Origin of the sequence: Gordonia sp. 852002-10350_SCH5691597 (assembly GCF_001665715.1) — a bacterium.
In the GTDB taxonomy this organism is placed as follows: domain Bacteria; phylum Actinomycetota; class Actinomycetes; order Mycobacteriales; family Mycobacteriaceae; genus Gordonia; species Gordonia sputi.
The window spans coordinates 1-3,886 of sequence record NZ_LZMO01000175.1; the positions used below are offsets into that span (position 1 = coordinate 1).

Sequence of the window (3,886 nt, forward strand, 5' to 3'; positions counted from 1 at the left end):
ACTGTGCGGCAGCTTTTATCGCGTTCCATATCGGGATTATCGTGGCGTTCGCAATAGCCGCGAGCACTGTGCCCGCGACCTGGAGGCCCGCCATAAAGAACCCAAAGACCGCCTGGATTCCAGCCCACATGAGTTGTGCACCAGTCTTGATGAGATTCCATGCGGGTGAGATTGCGTTCGTCCACAACCACATCACCGCGGCGCCGAGTACTCGCGTGAACGCGACGAACGCACCGAAGATCGGCTGGATGATGGCCCACGCCAGGCCGATTGCTGCCTTGAGTGCATTCCACGCGATGATGACCGTGCCGAGAATGATGGTGCCGACGACAGCTCCCACCATCTTGATCGCGGTGAGGAACCCCGACAAGATTGGCTTGATCACACCCCACACCGCCGAGAACACCGATTTGACTGTTTCCCAATGCTTCACCAGTTGGATGACCGCCCCGACGATCAATCCGATCGGACCGAGGCCGAAGATCAGGTACTGCCAGAACCGCTTTACGAAATCGATCGCGGGCTGAATCGCCTGCCACACCCACTTGAACGCCGCGACCAGAGCGTCCATAACTGGCTTGATGACACCATTCCACGCGGCCGACGCCGCTGTTTTGATGCCATTCCAGGCGCCCTGCACGATGTTGCGGAACGTCTCACTCTTCTTGTAGGCAATGAAGACCGCCGCGCCGAGCGCCACGAGTGCCGCGATGACAATGCCGATGGGGTTGGCCGTGAGAGCGGCGTTCAGAACCCACTGGACGGCAGCCCATGCGCGAGTGGCGATCTGGACGGCTTTCGTCCACACGAGGTATGCGCGCAACCCAATCCCGATTGCTGCGATGGATGCGGCGTTCGCTGCGAGGGTGACGCCCATGGTGACGAGAGCGGGAAGGAACAGCGCGGTGATGACACCCGCGACCGCGAGGAAGATGTCTCGGTTGCGGCTGATGAAGTCGAGGACGCTCGCGAGTGTGCGCACCAGGCCAGCGAGCACGTTGGCGACCACACCAACGACAGTGCCAAGCAGAGGGAAGATGCGTTCCGCGAGCGGGGATACGGCGTCGAACACGGGAGTGAAGACGTCCGCTACCGCACGGATCGCGACGACACCATTCTCCCGCAGCCACGTCATGCCCTTGATGAACACATCGAAGAACCTGGTCGCCAAAGGCTCGAGCGCAATGATCACGTTGTTCTTGAACAGGCCCCACGTCTTCGCCCACGTGACAGTTGCACCTTTGGCGTCGAGGATTGAATCACCCTGTTTTGCAGCAGAATTGGTGAGCTGATCCATCGACACGGCACCCGACTTCACCGCGTTGACGAACTGCACAGCGCCGCGCGTTCCGAAGATCTTCGACGCGACGTTCACCGCGCCCGCCGTGTTGCCCTGCTTGATGAATCCCTGGATCTCTTTGGTGACGTCAGCGAACGCCTGCTTCGGCGATTGGCCCGCTTTCGCGACGTTCACCAAGCCCTTGCCGAACGTCGCGAGCACCGAGTTGGCATCCACGCCCGCCTTGTCGAGCGAACCGATCAGCGCGGCAGAGTCGGAGAGGTTGAACCCGAATTCCTGCAGCGACGGTGCAGCCGACTTGGCGGCAGAGACGATCTCGTTCATCCCCATGCCGGTGTTGCGGGACACGCGGAAGATGTCGTCGAGGACCGACGACATGTCCTTGCCCTGCACCCCGAACGTCGCCATGGTGCCGGTCAGCGTCTTGATGTCGAGGTCTTGGCCGAGCGCCGCGCCCGCCTTGTTGACCTGCTTCGTGAGCGTCTCGAGCTCTTTGCCGGTCAACCCGGTGCGCTGATACAGCACCGACATGCGCTCAGCGATGGTCCCGATTGCGGCAGGCGAACCTTTCGCCACGTTCTTCACCGACTCGTTCAGCTTGTCGAGGGTTTGCCCCGACGCGCCCGTCGACAACTGGATCTTCGATCGCATCTGCTCGAACGACTCACCGATGTCCGCAACGAACTTCACCGCCGCCACTGCGGCAGTGCCGATAGCCGCGATCCCTGCGGCAGCGAGCGGTCCCGCAGATTTCATCAACGACATGCGGCTGCTTGACTTTTCGGCTGCATCGCCGAACGCCTGCATCGACTGAGTACCGCCACGCGCCGCGGTCGAGGCTTGCTCCTTGGCGCGGGCGAGGTTGCGATCGGCGGTTGCTGCGGCGTTCGAGCGGATCTCGGCATTGCGTTTGGCCGCGTTCACGCGTTCCTCGGCGGCGGCGAGACGCCCTGCATCGGTCACGCCCTTGCTTCGCAGCGCCTGCAATTGCGCCTCAGCGACCCTCACCTTGCCAGCGGCGTCAGCTTCCTTAGCTCGAGCCGCCGTGACCGCCGTGGTGGCCTTCTCGACCGCAGCTTTCGACTGTTCCACACCTGACGCGATGCCCTGGCCGAGCTGATTTCCCGCCTTCTTTCCAGCTTCGGCCATCGGCCCGCCGAGCTGCTTCGACATCTCGCCTGAGACGCCCTGGAGGCTAGGTATCACCTGGAGTGTGGCGTAACCGATAGTTGCCATGCAGCAGCCACCTCCTCGTGATGCGTCTGAATGATCCCGATTGCCGGGTTAGTCGCTGTATGCTGCGGCGACACCCGGAAGGAAATTGGAATGAAAACTCGCCTGATCCCGCTTGCGCTCTTCGCGCTCACGGTCCTGATCTCTGCTTGCGGGTCCGACGACTCGCAGCCAACGGCAGCATCAGGAACCCCGGACTCATCTCAACCCGCCCAGCCGGTAAACAAGCGGGGCGCTCAGGAGGTAGCCATTGGGCAGCCAGTGACGATCGTCGGCAAGGACGGGAAACTGATCGTGAAGATCAGCGGCACTCGACTCGACCAATCAGGCTGCGACGAATCACTCTCACCCGAAGTTGTGCAGTCAAAGTTCGTTGCCACGATCGAGACCGGAAACCATGAGCAACCCGAGTGGCTATGGGCGTCTGACTTCTACTACATCGACGACGCTGGCAAAGTTGCTCAGAATGTCGACGTAGTACAGACGTTAGGCGCGGTGAATCCATGCGCGGATTCACGCCAATTCATCAACGTTCCACCCAACTCCACCGTGGACGGATCGCCAACTCTCGTGGTTCCCCGCATCACGCGGGCCATCGGCTACAAGCTCGAAGTCGACGGCACGACGTACCGCGTCGAATGGAAACTCCCTGACAACTGGTCGCCGCCGACACCCACTGCGACTCCCGCCGCGGATACCACCATTGCGCCGACGTACGAGGAACCAACGTCAACCCCCGAATCCGGCCCCTCCAATGGAGGCATCCCGCCAGAGTGGGACAAGAACGGCGACGGACTTATCGACGCCGACGCCCCTGTCGGAGATGTCGGGTGTGACACCTCCGAATGTCTCGTCGAGAAGAACCGCCAAGGCGCAGAGTCCGCACCCTAGCCGTAGTGGCGCTGATACTGCCGGCGGTGCCTCCGCAACGCCTGGTCATGCTTCCGCTGCTGCTCCGGCGTACGTTGCTTCGCTCGCGCGGCAGGACGCGCCGGATGACGCTTCGGCGTAGCGCCACGCTTGTTGTTCTTGTTCGCCTGCAACTCCCACAAGTCCGCGAGCAAGTATTCACTCACGGTCCAGGGGCGTTTCCCGCCGTTGGCGTCAACCGCGAGCGAGGAGTCAGCCGGTAGTGCTTTGACCCGCACGTACAGCATCCGCCAGGTCAACAGAGGGCAACCCTGCTCATCCCGCCGCCACAGGTCCCGAAGGTCACGCCCATAGAAGCGATCCAGATCAGCCTCTACAAGCGCAGCCTTCGGGCCATGGATGAGTTTGAGCAGGCCCCTCAGTTTCCCGACGAGTCGAACCCGCCAGCCTTCGCGATCTTCTCGAACAGTTCGTTGATGTGCT

General features: G+C 61.8%; 3 protein-coding genes. 1 reads left to right on the forward strand and 2 read right to left on the reverse strand.

Annotated features, from left to right (window positions below; all coding sequences use genetic code 11):
• Positions 1–2,536: phage tail tape measure protein (locus A5777_RS12175; protein ID WP_156529365.1), on the reverse strand; the 2,536-nt coding region annotated here is incomplete at its 3' end.
• A gap of 90 nt (positions 2,537–2,626) precedes the next feature.
• Between A5777_RS12175 and A5777_RS12180 the strand changes: the two genes are divergently transcribed.
• Positions 2,627–3,424: a hypothetical protein gene (locus tag A5777_RS12180; protein WP_156529366.1), complete on the forward strand. Its 798-nt coding sequence runs from the start codon at positions 2,627–2,629 to the stop codon at positions 3,422–3,424.
• On the opposite strand, the gene A5777_RS25400 is transcribed toward A5777_RS12180, so the two are convergent.
• Positions 3,421–3,886, reverse strand: a 466-nt coding sequence (locus A5777_RS25400; RefSeq protein ID WP_231895038.1) for a hypothetical protein, incomplete at its 5' end; no start/stop codon positions are given. The two genes, A5777_RS12180 and A5777_RS25400, sit on opposite strands and share 4 nt — an antisense overlap.

What these genes read in the sequence shown, in the direction of transcription:
- A5777_RS12180 (WP_156529366.1), top strand. Translation starts at nt 2,627, where the DNA reads ATGAAAACTCGCCTGATCCCGCTTGCGCTCTTCGCGCTCACGGTCCTG.